The sequence below is a fragment of the Burkholderia sp. AU39826 genome, from assembly GCF_020419965.1.
GTDB classification, from domain to species: Bacteria; Pseudomonadota; Gammaproteobacteria; order Burkholderiales; family Burkholderiaceae; genus Burkholderia; species Burkholderia semiarida.
This window is the reverse complement of the sequence record NZ_JAIZQG010000008.1, coordinates 199,592-214,400: the sequence shown is the minus strand read 5'-3', so window position 1 is coordinate 214,400 and position 14,809 is coordinate 199,592. Positions and strand designations below refer to the sequence as shown.

The 14,809-nt window shown below is 65.7% G+C and carries 15 protein-coding genes; 6 read left to right on the top strand and 9 right to left on the bottom strand.

Translation table 11 applies throughout. From position 1 onward, the window contains the following. The 4 genes from LGM42_RS17440 to LGM42_RS17425 all read right to left on the bottom strand — a co-directional run. Positions 1-619: membrane integrity-associated transporter subunit PqiC (locus LGM42_RS17440; protein WP_226232735.1), on the bottom strand; the 619-nt coding region annotated here is incomplete at its 3' end. Then, positions 616-2,235, bottom strand: coding sequence for an intermembrane transport protein PqiB (locus tag LGM42_RS17435; protein WP_226232734.1), 1,620 nt, complete (start codon positions 2,233-2,235; stop codon positions 616-618). The genes LGM42_RS17435 and LGM42_RS17440, both read right to left, overlap by 4 nt. Continuing rightward, entirely contained in the window at positions 2,228-2,863 is a 636-nt protein-coding gene (locus tag LGM42_RS17430) for a paraquat-inducible protein A (protein ID WP_226232733.1), read from the bottom strand. Before LGM42_RS17430 ends, LGM42_RS17435 begins: the two co-directional genes overlap by 8 nt. Then, positions 2,860-3,525, bottom strand: coding sequence for a paraquat-inducible protein A (locus LGM42_RS17425; protein WP_059581157.1), 666 nt, complete (start codon positions 3,523-3,525; stop codon positions 2,860-2,862). Before LGM42_RS17425 ends, LGM42_RS17430 begins: the two co-directional genes overlap by 4 nt. 258 nt (positions 3,526-3,783) lie before the next feature. Between LGM42_RS17425 and LGM42_RS17420 the strand changes: the two genes are divergently transcribed. From LGM42_RS17420 to LGM42_RS17395, 6 genes are all read left to right on the top strand, one after another. Then, positions 3,784-4,344: a cytochrome b gene (locus LGM42_RS17420; protein WP_104012430.1), complete on the top strand. Its 561-nt coding sequence runs from the start codon at positions 3,784-3,786 to the stop codon at positions 4,342-4,344. Positions 4,345-4,352: 8 nt separating this feature from the next. Beyond that, complete coding sequence (locus tag LGM42_RS17415) at positions 4,353-4,913, top strand: YceI family protein (protein ID WP_006476874.1); 561 nt, start codon at positions 4,353-4,355, stop codon at positions 4,911-4,913. A gap of 65 nt (positions 4,914-4,978) precedes the next feature. Continuing rightward, on the top strand, positions 4,979-5,560 hold the full coding sequence (locus LGM42_RS17410) for a YceI family protein (RefSeq protein WP_034187441.1): 582 nt from the start codon (positions 4,979-4,981) through the stop codon (positions 5,558-5,560). 200 nt (positions 5,561-5,760) lie between these two features. Further along, complete coding sequence (locus LGM42_RS17405; RefSeq protein ID WP_060312674.1) at positions 5,761-7,038, top strand: MFS transporter; 1,278 nt, start codon at positions 5,761-5,763, stop codon at positions 7,036-7,038. 211 nt (positions 7,039-7,249) lie between these two features. Further along, positions 7,250-7,990: a LysM peptidoglycan-binding domain-containing protein gene (locus LGM42_RS17400; RefSeq protein WP_226232732.1), complete on the top strand. Its 741-nt coding sequence runs from the start codon at positions 7,250-7,252 to the stop codon at positions 7,988-7,990. Further along, entirely contained in the window at positions 7,978-8,412 is a 435-nt protein-coding gene (locus tag LGM42_RS17395) for a lysozyme inhibitor LprI family protein (RefSeq protein WP_226232731.1), read from the top strand. The genes LGM42_RS17400 and LGM42_RS17395 overlap by 13 nt, the downstream gene beginning before the upstream one ends. A 165-nt stretch (positions 8,413-8,577) precedes the next feature. On the opposite strand, the gene secF is transcribed toward LGM42_RS17395, so the two are convergent. From secF to queA, 5 genes are all read right to left on the bottom strand, one after another. After that, the gene (gene secF / locus LGM42_RS17390; protein ID WP_059581175.1) at positions 8,578-9,528 is read right to left on the bottom strand and encodes a protein translocase subunit SecF; all 951 of its coding nucleotides are present in this window, start codon (positions 9,526-9,528) and stop codon (positions 8,578-8,580) included. Between the two features lie 18 nt (positions 9,529-9,546). After that, entirely contained in the window at positions 9,547-11,565 is a 2,019-nt protein-coding gene (secD, locus tag LGM42_RS17385) for a protein translocase subunit SecD (protein ID WP_059581177.1), read from the bottom strand. Positions 11,566-11,671: 106 nt separating this feature from the next. Continuing rightward, on the bottom strand, positions 11,672-11,995 hold the full coding sequence (gene yajC, locus LGM42_RS17380; RefSeq protein WP_006476868.1) for a preprotein translocase subunit YajC: 324 nt from the start codon (positions 11,993-11,995) through the stop codon (positions 11,672-11,674). A gap of 233 nt (positions 11,996-12,228) precedes the next feature. Then, positions 12,229-13,428 (bottom strand): tRNA guanosine(34) transglycosylase Tgt, encoded by a 1,200-nt coding sequence (tgt, locus tag LGM42_RS17375; RefSeq protein WP_226232730.1) that lies wholly within the window; start codon positions 13,426-13,428, stop codon positions 12,229-12,231. Positions 13,429-13,625: 197 nt separating this feature from the next. Beyond that, the gene (gene queA / locus LGM42_RS17370) at positions 13,626-14,693 is read right to left on the bottom strand and encodes a tRNA preQ1(34) S-adenosylmethionine ribosyltransferase-isomerase QueA (protein WP_059581187.1); all 1,068 of its coding nucleotides are present in this window, start codon (positions 14,691-14,693) and stop codon (positions 13,626-13,628) included. Between the last annotated feature and the right edge of the window lie 116 nt (positions 14,694-14,809).

The window sequence follows — 14,809 nt, the reverse complement described above, 5'->3', positions numbered from 1 at the left end:
GCGCGGCCGCCGCGGCGCCGCGGGCGGCCATCGCGCGCACGCCGGCCGCGGCCTGCGTCGCAATCACGTCGAGCGCGCGCCGGTGGCCGGCGACGAGCGCGTCGTAGCCGTCGGCGACCGGTTCCGCGACGCTCGTGCGGCAGGTCATCACGGCCTGCGTGGCGAGCGAGCGCACGCTCCACACGGCGTCGAGCGCGGCGCGCTTGCCCGGCCACGACTCGAAGCGCTGCACGTTCACGCTGATCCGGTATACGGGCACGCCGGCCGGATACGCGGAATTCGCGACGTCGATCGTGCCGAGCTGCGCGGCGAGATCGTCCGACAGCGCGCGGCGGATCTCGTCGGCGGGCGGCGACGCCCAGCGTTCCTGCTCGAGCACGTCGACCTGCGCGGCGTTCTTCTGCACGACCAGCTGGCTCTTCGCGACCTGCTCGGGCACGCCGACCGACGGCACCTCGATCAGGAACGCCGGGTTGGCCGGCGCGGTGCGCAGCGGCGCCGCGGCGTCGGCCGGGCTGAGCGTGTAGAACCGCGCGGGCGGCGAGCTGCACGCGGCGAGCGCGAGTGCGGCGAAGACTGCCGCCGCGCCGCTCGCGAAACCGTTCACGCGTGTCGTCATTGTTTATCTCCTGGCTTGCCCTTGAGCAGCGATTCGGGGTGGCGCTCCAGATAGTCGGCGAGCGCGTTCAGCGATTGCAGCGTGCGCGTGAGCTCCTTCAGCGCGCCGCGCACGTCGGACTGCAGCGGCGAATCCTGCTGCAGCGTCGCCTCGGCGGTCGAGAAGGTCTGCTTCGCGGCCGACAGCGTGTCGCGCGCTTGCGGCGCGACCTGCGTGTCGAGCTGCTTGAACAGCTTGTCGGCGTTCGCGAGCGCGCTGTTCAGGTTCGCGCCGATCTGGTCGAACGGCACCTTGTCGAGCTTCTTCGCGATGTCGGCGACCTGTAGCTGCAACTCGTCGAGCGTATTCGGCACGGTCGGCAGCTCGAGCGGCTGGCGGGCCGTGTCGATCTTCGCGGTCGGCGCCTTCGGGAAGAAGTCGAGCGCGACGTACAGCTGGCTCGTCAGCAGGTTGCCGGTGCGCAGCTGGCCGCGCAGCCCGTGCTGGACGAGCCGCTCGACGATCTCGCGGCGCGCCGGTTCGCCCTTGCTCTCGATCGTCTCGCGGAAGCGGCGGCCGAGGCGTTCCGGATACACGTTCATCGTCACCGGCATCAGGAAGTTCTTCGTCTTCGGATCGAAGTCGATGCCGATGTTCGTCACCTCGCCGAGCACGATGCCGCGGAAGTCGACCGGCGCGCCGACGGCGAGCCCGCGCAGCGACTGGTTGAAGTTCATCACGACCTGCAGCGGCTGGCCGTCCGGGTCGCGCATCGCGTCGCCTTCGTCGGAGCCGAGACGGAACGTCGTGTTGTTCGGCGCGGTCGTGCCGGTGCCCTGGTTCGGCGGCGTCTGGAACGCGATGCCGCCGAGGATCACCGTCGCGAGCGACTGCGTGTTCAGCTTCAGGCCGCTCGAATCGAGCCGCAAGTCGACGCCGCTCGCCTGCCACCACCGCGTGTTCATCCCGATGTACTGGTCGTACGGCGCATTGACGAACACGTTGAACGTGACGCCCGTGCCGTCCTTGTCGAGCGAGAAGCCGACCACCTGGCCGACCTGGACGCGGCGGTAGTAGACCGGCGAGCCGATGTCGACCGAGCCGAGCGAATCGCCGCGCAGCACGTACTGCGTGCCTTTCTGGTCGCCCGTGACGGCGGGCGGCGTCTCGAGGCCCGTGAAGTCGGTCAGCGTGTCCTGGCCGTGGCCGGCGTCGACGCCGATGTATGCGCCGGACAGCAGCGTGCCGAGCCCCGACACGCCGGTCGCGCCGACGCGCGGCCGCACGATCCAGAAGCGCGAGCCCTTGACGGCGAAGTCCTCGGCTTCCTTCTTGAGCTGCACCTGGACCAGCACGCGCGACAGGTCCTTCGACAGCTTGATCGTCTTGACCATGCCGATCTCGACGTCCTTGTACTTGACCTGGGTCTTGCCCGGCTCGAGCCCTTCGGCGCTGTGGAAGCTGATCGTGATTTCCGGGCCGCGCTCGCGCACGGACTTGATCACGAGGCCGATGCCGATCAGCGCGGCGATCAGCGGCACGAGCCAGACGAGCGACGGCAGCCAGCCGCTTTTCGTCGAGATCGCCGGATCGGGCGGCCGGGGCGCGTCTTGCTGCGGGCCTTGTGGATTATTCATGGTGATTCCCTGAGGTTTCGACTGGATCCCAGATCAGGCGGGGATCGAACTGCATCGACGCGAGCATCGTCAGGATCACGACCGAGCCGAACGCGAGCGCGCCGGGGCCGGCCGTGATGACGGCGAGCGAACGGAAATGGACGAGCGCGACGGTCAGCGTCACGACGAAGATGTCGAGCATCGACCAGCGGCCGATGCGCTCGACGATCCGGTACAGGCGCGTGCGCTGCAGCGGCCGCCAGGCGGCGCGGCGCTGCGCACTCGTCACGAGGATCGTCAGCACGCCGAGCTTGAGCATCGGCACCAGAATGCTGGCGACGAACACGACGACGGCGAGCGGCCAGTCGCCGGACGTCCAGAAATAGATGACGCCGCTCATGATCGTGTCCTGCTGCGACCCGACGATCGACGACGTGCGCATGATCGGCAGCAGATTCGCCGGAATGTACAGGATCGCGGCCGCGAGCAGCAGCGCCCACGTGCGCATGATGCTGTTCGGCGTGCGCACGTGAAGCGCGCTGCTGCAGCGCGCGCAATGCGCGTGCGGCTGGTCGATCGTCTGCACGAGCCCGCATGCGTGGCAGCTGGCATAACCCTCGCGGGCGGCGGTCGGCGTGGGGCTCGTCATCGGCGGGGCGCGTCCGGCAGCGGCGCGGCGGCGTCGGGCCGCCCGGGCGCGCGGCCGGCGCGCAGGTCGTCGGCGATGTCCCACACCGTACGCGGGTCGAACATCAGCACGACGGCGGTCATCAGCGTGAGCGCGCCGAACGCGAACAGCGCCGCATCGGGCACGACGCGCGCGAGGCTCACCATCTTCACGATCGTGACCACGATGCCGAGCATGAACACCTCGATCATCCCCCACGGCCGCACGAGCTGGATCGTGCGCAGCACGAGGTTCAGGCCCGGCGGCACGACGCCGCGGCGGATCGGCAGCAGCACGTAAAGCAGCGCGGCCATCTCGACGAGCGGGAACAGCACGGTCGAGCAGAACACCATCACGCCGACGGCCGCCATGTCCTGATGCCACAGCGTGTCGATCGCGCCGATCAGCGTCGTCTGCACGCGCGTGCCGTTCAGGTCCATTTCCAGGATCGGGAACGCCTGCGCGATGATGAAGGTGACGAGTGCCGCGACCGCGAGCGCGGTGATGCGCTCGATCTGCGTGGTGCTGTTGCGATAGAGCAGCGCGTCGCAGCGCGGACAGCGCGCGATCTCGCGACCGTGAAGACGCGGTTTATGCAACAGTGCGTCGCATTCGTGGCAGGCAATCAGGTCGTATCGTTGCATGGAAAAGGCGGTGTTGCGGCGGCTCGGGGACGCGTCGACGGGGCCGGAACCCGCGCCAATCTTACCAAAAGGGCTTTTTCGATGGGTCAAGGATCGTGTGCTGCGTGACCGGTCGGTAACATGACGGGAAGCCGTCAGCCGGCTGGCGCGCCTGTCCTCAGAGTCCGCGCGCGTCAAAAGGTTGCGGTAGCATGGCGCCCTTGACATGCGTCGGACGAATTTACCGGCGCAGCCGTTCGCTGAACTGAGGAACCCACGATGGCATCGAAATCCCCGCCGGCCGTGCCGGCACGCTACGCGCATACCGCGATCGCGCTGCACTGGCTGATCGCACTGCTGATCGTCTGCGGCTTCGCGCTCGGCTGGGTGATGACGGACATCCCCGGCTTCACGCCGACCAAGCTGAAGTACTTCTCGTGGCACAAGTGGATCGGCGTGACGGTGTTCGCGCTGGCCGTCTTGCGCGTCCTGTGGCGTGCGACCCACGTGCCGCCGCCGCTGCCGGGCGACACGCCGGCGTGGCAGCGCGCGGCGTCGCACGGCGTGCACATGCTGCTGTACGTGCTGATGATCGTGATCCCGGCGACGGGCTACCTGTACAGCTCGGCGTCGAACATCCCGGTCGTCTATCTCGGCATCGTGCCGCTGCCGCGCCTGATCGACCCCGATCCGGCGCTCAAGGAAACCTTCAAGACGCTGCACGTGACTTTGAATTACATTCTGCTTGCGCTCGTTTCGCTGCACGTGCTCGCGGCGCTCAAGCACCAGTTGTTGGACCGCGACGGCCTGCTGTCGCGCATGCTTCCCTTTGCCAAATGAAGGATCCCATGAAAGTGTCTTTCTCCCGCTCCATGCTGACCGCGTTTGCCGCGGCGGCGCTTGTCGCGTCGGGCGCGGCGCATGCCGACGTCGATCTCGCGAAGAGCAAGGTGTCCGCCGTGTCGAAGCAGATGAACGTGCCGACCGAAGGCGCGTTCAAGAAATTTTCCGCGCAGGTGAAGTTCGACCCGGCCAAAGCCGCGCAGGGCAGCGCGCAAATGACGATCGACGTCGCGAGCTTCGACCTCGGCGACAAGATGTACAACGACCAGGTCGCCGGCAAGGACTGGTTCGACGCGAAGACCTATCCGCAGGCGACCTTCGTGTCGTCGGCGATCGCGCCGGCCGGCGGCAACAAGTACAACGTGACCGGCAAGCTGACGATCAAGGGCAAGGCCGAGACCGTCACGGTGCCTGTCACGGTCGCGCAAAACGGCGCGACGCAGACGTTCGACGGCGTGCTGCCGATCAAGCGTTCGACCTTCAACGTCGGCACCGGCGAGTGGAAGGACACGTCGATCGTCGCGGACGAAGTACAGATCAAGTTCCATCTCGTCGCCACGAAGTAAGCGGCAGGCTGCCGCCTCAACTGAATGCCGCGCGAGGGCGCGGCGCCGTTTCCAGGAGAAAAAGTTTGAAAAAGCATCTGATCATCGCCGCCGGCGCGCTGGCCGCTTCGCTGTCGTTCTCGGCCTTCGCCGAAAGCGCAACGTACCAGTTCGACCCGAGCCACACGTACCCGAGCTTCGAGGCCGACCATTTCGGCGGCCTGTCGGTCTGGCGCGGCAAGTTCGACAAGTCGAGCGGCACCGTGACGCTCGATCGCGCGGCGAAGACCGGCACGGTCGACGTGACGACCGACATCGCGTCGATCCACACGGGCAGCGCGAAGCTCGACGAGCACCTGCAGACGGCCGAGTTCTTCGACGTGGCGAAGTTCCCGCAGGCGAACTACAAGGGCACGATCAAGTTCGACGGCGACAAGCCGGTGTCGGTGGTCGGCAACCTGACGCTGCATGGCGTCACGAAGCCGCTCACGCTGAAGATCGATTCGTTCAAGTGCATGCCGCACCCGATGCTCAAGCGTGAAGTGTGCGGCGTCGACGCGGTCGGCGAATTCAGCCGCGACGATTTCGGCCTCGACTACGGCAAGCAGTACGGCTTCAAGATGAAGACGAAGCTGCTGATCACGGCCGAAGCCGTCAAGCAGCAGTAATACGCCCCGACGCGGCCGGCCATCGCGCCGGCCCCCCGCGGGCAAACCGCCGCGCTCCCGTTACCGGGGCGCGGCGGTTTTTTTGCGCGCCTATAATCGCCCGAACGTCGCATGTGGCCATGCGGCGCCGGGCAGGCCGACGGCGCGACGTCGGCCGCCTCGAACATCGAACAGAACGTACAACGACAAGGAGATCGCCGATGCATGCCGTCACGCAGTCCAGCTCCATGGCTTCGTCGCCGCGCGTCTGGCGCGCGGTGGTCGCCGCGTCGATCGGCAACGCGCTCGAGTGGTTCGATCTCGTCGTCTACGGCTTTTTCGCGGTGACGATCTCGAAGCTGTTCTTCCCGGCCGGCAACGACACCGTGTCGCTGCTGCTCACGCTCGGCACGTTCGGCGTGTCGTTCTTCATGCGGCCGCTCGGCGCGATCGTGCTCGGCGCATACGCCGATCGCGCGGGCCGCAAGGCCGCGCTCACGCTGTCGATCCTGCTGATGATGGCCGGTACGCTCGTGATCGCGGTGCTGCCGACTTACCAGACGATCGGCGTCGCGGCGCCGCTGATCCTCGTCGCCGCGCGGCTGATGCAGGGCTTCTCGGCGGGCGGCGAGTTCGGCAGCGCGACCGCGTTCCTCGCCGAGCATGTGCCCGGGCGGCGCGGTTTCTTCGCGAGCTGGCAGGTCGCGAGCCAGGGGCTCACGACGCTGCTCGCGGCCGGCTTCGGCACCGTGCTGAACGCGCAGCTCACGGCGGACCAGATGGCTGCGTGGGGTTGGCGCGTGCCGTTCTTCTTCGGGCTGCTGCTCGGGCCGGTCGCGTACTACATCCGCGCGAAGGTCGACGAGACGCCCGAATTCCTCGCGGCCGAAAGCACCGCGAGCCCGCTGCGCGATACGTTCGCGTCGCACAAGGCGCGGCTCGTCGCGGCGATGGGCGTGGTCGTGCTGGGCACCGTCGCGACCTATCTCGTGCTGTTCATGCCGACCTACGGCGTGAAGCAGCTCGGCCTCGCGCCGTCGGCCGCATTTGCCGCGATTCTCGTCGTCGGCGTGATCCAGATGGCGTTCGCGCCGCTCGTCGGCCACTGGTCGGATCGCTATGGCCGCGTGCGCGTGATGATCGCGCCGGCCGTCGGCATTCTCGTGCTGATCTATCCGGCGTTCGCGTATCTGGTCGCGCATCCGGGTTTCGGCACGCTGATCGCGCTGCAGGTGCTGCTCGCATTCCTGATGACCGGCTATTTCGCGGCGCTGCCGGGGCTGTTGTCCGAGGTGTTTCCGGTGCAGACGCGCACGACCGGGATGTCGCTCGCGTACAACGTCGCGGTGACGATCTTCGGCGGCTTCGGGCCGTTCATCATCGCGTGGCTGATCAAGACGACCGGGATGAAGACCGCGCCGAGTTTCTACCTGATGTTCGCGGCCGTGCTGAGCCTCGTGGCGCTGGTGGTGCTGCGGCGGCGGTTCGGGTTCCGGTGAGGCTTGGGTGAGGCGGGCGGTGGTTTTTATGTGCTGCCAACCATGCCGCCATGCGCCGCCTTTTTCGGCTGGTGATGTTTCAGCGATTGCCCCTGGCTCGGAATGAGCCTTACAAAATTCAGTCACGTCTTATGGCGATTTTGTCCCGTGCTTTGTAGAGTCTTGCGGGATATCTCGCACACCACCCGGCAATTGACCGGAAAGGACTGATATGGCGATTCAAGCACCAGCGAAGACAGGTTTCGAGAAATGGCAGGACGGCATTGACAAGGCGGCCGGAGATGCCAAATGGGATTCCTGGGATTGCGAAATCCGGATGGCAGTTGATGAGTACAACCGTCATCTTTCCGGGATAGCTGGGTATAGGCCGTTGGATTGGCAGCTTGTCAAGGCAATGTTATGGGTCGAATCCGGTGCGGCTAACTCGGAATGGAACATCAAGCCGATGCGCATCGGCGTTCCTGGCGATCCAGGGCTGTCATCCTTGCTGTCGGGAAACGAGGGTGGCGACTTGATTCTGCCACCGGCCTGGAAGGGACAACTGACGATGGGGTCGGTCCGAAGCATGCCGGCACATAACATTCGTGCGGGGATCGGTTACTTGCTGATGAAAACGGCTCATTATGAGTACCGCAGCGTGTCGAACGTCGATGTCAAAATCTATGAGGTCATCGTTAAGCCAGGCGATAACCTCGACAAGATTGCAAAGGCGCAAGCAAGCACAGTAGATACGCTGAGAAAGTTCAATCCGACCGCTGCCGTTCTACGACCTGGGCAAACGTTGAAGTATCAGAAAGCGTCTGTGCAACGCGTCATCACAAGCTGGCGACAGATCTCCACAACGTTGATAGCACAACGCTATAACGGAGGTCGCGATATCAATTACGCCACGAAACTCGGTTATGTGTTGAAAGCGATGCAAAAAGGGACGGCGGCGGTATGCGCAGAATAGTGCTCCTGGTAGCAGCTACTTTTTTTCCACTCGTCTCAATAGCCGCACCGAATACTCCAGTTCAAAGCGAGCGCGAACTGCGCGGCGAATGCTCGTATGAAATAACCGGCGTAAGGGAGTGTTTGCAGCGGAAGCAGGAGGCAAGCGAGGTCGAGCTAAAGCGTGCCGAAGAAAAAGTCCGTGCGGCGTTTGCCAAGTGGGATGAGGATGCTAAATACATCAATCTGGCAAAAGTCAGGCTGGCCGCGTCGAAGAAAGCTTTCATCAAATACCGCAAAGCGCAATGCGCATTTGCCTCCTCATTGGGCGGAGGTGCTATTGGCAATGCACTTGAGATGCAGCGTCTGGCCTGTGTTGCAGAACTCAACAACAGACGCGCCGCGCAACTACGCGACGCGGTGTCTGACTTACCGTTGAAATAGCGGGCCATGTCCCCATCGCGACGCGACGGCACGAGCCATGCCGGCACGATACCGTAGCCCGCCGCCCGTGCCGTCGCGTCGCGAGAAGAGGGCGGCGACGCCCACATGAAAAAAGGCCGGTCCAACAGGACCGGCCTTCGTATATCCGCCGAAACCGCGCAGCGCTCAAACCTGCGCGCCCGCGTTCGGATCGTCCGGATCGTGCGCGGTCTTCTTTTCCTTGATCAGGTCTTCGCGCTTGATGCCGAGCCACATCGCGAGCGAGCCCGCGACGAACACCGACGAGTAGATGCCGAACATGATGCCGACCGTCAGCGCGAGCGCGAAGTAGTGCAGCGTCGGGCCGCCGAAGAAGAACATCGACAGCACCATCATTTCCGTCGACGTGTGTGTGATGATCGTACGCGACATCGTGGTCGTGATCGCGTGGTTGATCACTTCCTGCACGCTCATCTTGCGTTCGCGGCGGAACGTCTCGCGGATCCGGTCGAAGATGACGACCGACTCGTTGACCGAGTAGCCGAGCACCGCGAGGATCGCCGCGAGCACCGCCAGCGAGAACTCCCACTGGAAGTACGCGAAGAAGCCGAGAATGATCACGACGTCGTGCAGGTTGGCGATGATGCCGGCCACCGCGTACTTCCATTCGAAGCGGAACGACAGGTAGATCACGATGCCGATCACGACGCACGCGAGCGCGAGCAGACCGTCGGTCGCGAGCTCGCGGCCGACCTGCGGACCGACGAACTCGACGCGCTGCAGCGTGACGTCCGGGCTCTGCGCCTTCAGCGCGCCCATCACCTGGTCGCTCTGCTGCGCGGACGTGAGGCCTTCCTTCAACTGCAGGCGGATCAGCACGTTGCGCGACGTACCGAAGTTCTGCACCTGCGCGTCGGCATAGCCGAGCTTGCCGAGCGTCGCGCGCACGGGTTCGAGCTCCGCGGCCTGCTGGTACTGCACCTCGATCACCGTACCGCCGGTGAATTCGACGGACAGGTGCAGCCCGCGGTGGAACAGGAAGAACACGGCGGCGAGGAACGTGACCAGCGAGATCACGTTGAACACCAGCGCGTGCCGCATGAACGGAATGTCTTTACGGATGCGGAAAAATTCCATGGCTTCGTCTCCGGGGCCTTATTGGGTCGAGCCCGGTTTCTTCGGCGACACGCCTTGCTGCGCGCGGTTGCGCAACTGCGGCTTGCCGGCGCGCGGCGCGTTGCCCTTCGCCGGGGCGGCGAGCTTCGCGGCGCGCGCGGTGTCGGTCGATTCGTCCGCGTCGGTGAACGACGCGGCGGCCGCGCCTTCCGGCTTCCACACCTGGCCGATCGCGAGCGACTTCAGCTTCTTGCGCCCGCCGTACCAGAGGTTGACGATCCCGCGCGAGAAGAACACCGCGGAGAACATCGACGTCAGGATACCGAGGCAGTGCACGATCGCGAACGCGCGAACCGGGCCCGAGCCGAACGCGAGCAGCGCGAGGCCGGCGATCAGCGTCGTGACGTTCGAGTCGAGAATCGTCGCCCACGCGTGCGCGTAGCCGGCCTGGATCGCGAGCTGCGGCGGCTGGCCGGCGCGCAGTTCTTCACGCACGCGCTCGTTGATCAGCACGTTCGAGTCGATCGCCATGCCGAGCGCGAGCGCGATTGCCGCGATACCTGGCAGCGTCAGCGTCGCCTGCATCAGCGACAGCACGGCGACGAGCAGCAGCAGGTTCACCGACAGGCCGATCACCGACACCACGCCGAACAGCATGTAGTACGCGATCATGAACACGGCGATCGCGCAGAAGCCCCAGATCACCGAGTGGATGCCCATCTTGATGTTGTCGGCGCCGAGGCTCGGGCCGATCGTGCGTTCCTCGATGATGTCCATCGGCGCGGCGAGCGAACCGGCGCGCAGCAGCAGCGCGAGATCGGCCGCGGCCTGCGGCGTCGGCTGGCCCGTGATCTGGAAGCGGTCGCCGAGTTCGGACTGGATCGTCGCGACCGTCAGCACTTCGCCCTTGCCCTTCTCGAACAGCACCATCGCCATCGGCTTGCCGATGTTCTCGCGCGACACCGTGCGCACCGCGCGGCCCCCCGCCGAATCGAGGCGGATGTTGACCGACGGACGCTGGTGTTCGTCGAAGCCGGCCGATGCGTCGATGATGCGGTCGCCGGTGAAGATCACGTCCTTCTTCAGCAGCACGGGCGCCTGGTTGCCCTGCGTGAACAGCTCCTCGCCCGGCGGCACGGGGTCGTTCGGGTTCGGGTGCGTGTTGATCGGATCGGCAAGGCGCGCCTCGAGCGTCGCGGTGCGGCCGATGATGTCCTTCGCCTTCGCGGTGTCCTGCACGCCCGGCAGCTCGACGACGATGCGGTCGCTGCCCTGCTGTTGCAGGATCGGCTCGGACACGCCGAGTTCGTTGACGCGGTTGTGCAGCGTCGTCAGGTTCTGCTTGAGCGCGGCGTCCTCGACGGATTTCTGCACGGCCGGCGTGAACGTGCCGACCACCTGCGTGCCGCCGCCGCCGGGCTGCGTCGCCCATTGCAGCTCGGTGATCGACGCGGCGAGCACCTTGCGGGCATCTTCCGCCGTCTGCGCATCGCTGAAGTTGACGACCACGGACTGCTCGACGCGGCTCACGCCGCCGTCGCGGATGTTCTTGTCGCGCAGCAACGCGCGTGCATCGGACGCGTCGGAGTCGAGCTTCTTCGTGAGCGCGCCCGTCATGTCGACCTGGAGCAGGAAGTGCACACCGCCGCGCAGGTCGAGGCCGAGATACATCGGCAGCGCGTGCAGCGCGGTCAGCCAGCGCGGCGACGCGCTCTGCAGGTTCAGCGCGACGACGTACTGCGGATCGTTCGGGTCGGTGTTCAGCGATTTCTGCAGCAGGTCCTTGACGCGCAGCTGCGTATCGGTGTCCTTCAGGCGCACGCGGATGTTCGCGCTGGTCGCCGTGTTCTCGAAGGTGATGTCGTCCGGCTTGATCTGCGCGGACGCGAGCGCCGATTCGACCTGGGTCAGCGTGGTCGAGTCGAGCTTGACCGTGGCCTTGCCGCTCGACACCTGCACCGCCGGCGCTTCGCCGAAGAAGTTGGGCAATGTGTACAGAAGGCCGATGGCGAGCGCCACGACCATCACGACATATTTCCAGAGTGGATAACGATTCATGAGGGGGCCGAACGGGTGGTTGGCGTGAAAGCGTCGCGTCCGGCGCCGCGGCGGCCCGCTCTCTCAGGCGGGCACGGCGCGGGGAGCCGGACGCTCGGTGAAGGCCTTACAGCGACTTGATCGTGCCCTTCGGCAGAATGGTCGTGACGGCAGCCTTCTGCACGGTGATTTCGGTGCCTTCGGCGATTTCGACGCCGATGTAGCCTTCGGTGACCTTCGTCACCTTGCCGACGAGGCCGCCGCTCGTGACGACTTCGTCGCCCTTCGCCATGGCCGCGAGCATGTTGCGGTGTTCCTTCTGGCGCTTCATCTGCGGACGGATCATGATGAAGTACAGCACCGCGAACATCAGGATGAGCGGCAGGAAGCTCATCAGGCTCGATTCGGCGCCACCGGCACCTTGCGCGAAGGCATTGGAAATGAACGGCACGTTGGTCTCTCCGTAGGGGAAGATCGAAAAATAAGCCGGTTATTCTACCACCGGCCCCATGCGCAAACGGCGCGGCAAATGCGCTTTCGGATCAAGCTGTTAAAGCATGATCCGATACCATTGCGGCTTGCTTAGAAAGGCAATTGTAATGTTTGGCGGTCGCGACCGGTATCGGGATCGCTAAATTTAGTACGCGTCCTATGCGGCGGGCTGTGATGCGGGCAGTCGGCCCGTCAGTCGACCCCTCTCGCCCGATCCTCCGCGAAGCGCTGCCGGAATGCGTCGAACGTGTGCGTTTCGATCGCTTCGCGGATCTCGCTCATCAGTTGCAGGTAGTAGTGCAGGTTGTGGATCGTGTTGAGCTGCGCGCCGAGGATTTCGCCGACCCGGTGCAGGTGATGCAGGTAGCCGCGCGAGAAGTTCTGGCACGTGTAGCAGGTGCAGGTCGAATCGAGCGGCTTCAGCGAGTTCTTGTGCGTCGCGTTGCGGATCTTCACGTCGCCGAAGCGCGTGAACAGCCAGCCGTTGCGCGCGTTGCGGGTCGGCATCACGCAGTCGAACATGTCGATGCCGTTCGCGACGCCGTCGACCAGATCCTCCGGCGTGCCGACGCCCATCAGGTAGTGCGGCTTGCTGGCCGGCAGCTTCGGACCCACGTGCCGCAGCACGCGCATCATGTCTTCCTTCGGCTCGCCCACCGACAGCCCGCCGATCGCGAGGCCGTGGAAGCCGAGTTCCGAGAGGCCCGCGAGCGATTCGTCGCGCAGATCCTCGAACATCCCGCCCTGGACGATCCCGAACAGCGCGTTAGGGTTGCCGAGCCGGTTGAATTCGTCGAGCGAGCGCTTCGCCCAGCGCAGCGACATGCGCATCGAGTCGGCCGCTTCCTTGTGCGTCGTCGGCACACCGTTGGTCGCGTACGGCGTGCATTCGTCGAACTGCATCACGATGTCCGAGTTCAGCACCTTCTGGATCTGCATCGACACTTCCGGCGACAGGAACAGCTTGTCGCCGTTGATCGGCGACGCGAACGTGACGCCGTCCTCGGTGATCTTGCGCAGGTCGCCGAGCGAGAACACCTGGAAGCCACCGGAGTCGGTCAGGATCGGCTTGTTCCAGCCCATGAAGCCGTGCAGGCCGCCGTGCGCGTCGATCGTGTCGAGGCCCGGGCGCAGCCACAGGTGGAACGTGTTGCCGAGGATGATCTGGGCCTTGATTTCGTGCAGCTCGCGCGGCTGGATCGCCTTCACGGTGCCGTACGTGCCGACCGGCATGAAGATCGGCGTCTCCACCGTGCCGTGGTTGAGCTTCACGCGGCCGCGGCGCGCATGGCCGTCGGTCGTCAGCAGTTCGAATTCGAGCCCGTTGGCGGGGCGGTCCTGCACGGGGGCGCTCGGATGAGCGTGCGTATCGTGGGATGAACCTTCGGTCATCGCGTCATTCTCCTTGCCACCGAAGAACAGTTCGGCGCATGTTGGAAACGCCGCCGGGCAGCCGGCGGCGGGGAAAGCGGGTGCGCGCCATCGTAGCGCGTACGGCGGGAAAACGGGGTAACAGCGCGCGGCGCGACCGCGCGGCACGCAACGGCTGCTGGCAATCGCAGGCCGGTGCGTGATCGCGCACGCCGCGCTTACGCGCCCGGCGCCTCCGGCGTGTCGCGCCGCGTGAGCAGCATCGCGTCGCCGTAGCTGAAGAACCGGTAGCGTTCTTCGATCGCGTGCCGGTACGCGGCGCGGATCGTCTCGACGCCCGCGAACGCGGACACCAGCATCAGCAGCGTCGATTTCGGCAGATGGAAATTCGTGACGAGTCGGTCGACCACGCGGAAACGATAGCCGGGCGTGATGAAGATGTCGGTCTCGGCCTGCGTCGCCGCGAGCGCTCGGCCGGCTTCGTCGGCCGAGCGCGCCGCGGCTTCGAGCGCGCGCATCGACGTCGTGCCGACCGCGATCACGTTGCCGCCGCGCGCACGCGTCGCGGCGATCTTGTCGACGAGCGACTGCGGCAGGTCGTACCACTCGCTGTGCATCTTGTGCTCGGCGATGTTCTCGACGCGCACCGGCTGGAACGTGCCGGCGCCGACGTGCAGTGTGAGCGTCGCGCGCTCGACGCCCATCGCGTCGAGCTTCTCCAGCAGGGGCTGGTCGAAATGCAGGCCGGCCGTAGGAGCAGCGACCGCGCCCGGGTTGCTCGCGTAGACCGTCTGGTAGCGCGTTTCGTCGGTCGCGTCGGGATCGTGCTCGATATACGGCGGCAGCGGCAGGCGGCCGTATTGCTCGATCAGGTCGAGGCACGGCGCGGGAAAGTGCAGCGTGAAGAACGGCTCGACGCGCTCACCGACCGTCACGTCGAACGCATCGGCCAGACGCAGCGTCGTGCCGGCGCCCGGCGACTTGCTCGCGCGGATCTGCGCGAGCGCCGTGTGCGTGCCCGTCACGCGCTCGATCAGCACCTCGATCCTGCCGCCGCTGGCCTTCTGGCCGAAGAAACGCGCCTTCAGCACCTTGGTATCGTTGAACACGAGCAGGTCGCCGGGCGCGATGCACGCCGGCAACTCGGTGAAATGGCGGTCGACGAGGCGGGCGGGCTCGACGGTGCCGTCCACCTCGAGCAGGCGGCTCGCGGTGCGGTCGGGCAGCGCGGTTTGTGCAATCAGCTCGGGCGGCAGATTGAAATCGAAATCGGAAAGCGTGAACATGCGGGCTGGTTCGAAGCGGCCGGCGGGCGTCGCCGGCAGGGCGGAAACGCGTAATCGGGGCGCGCGAGCCGCTATGATGACGGGATGCGCGGCCTGGCCGGCGTCGTTCGTTCGGA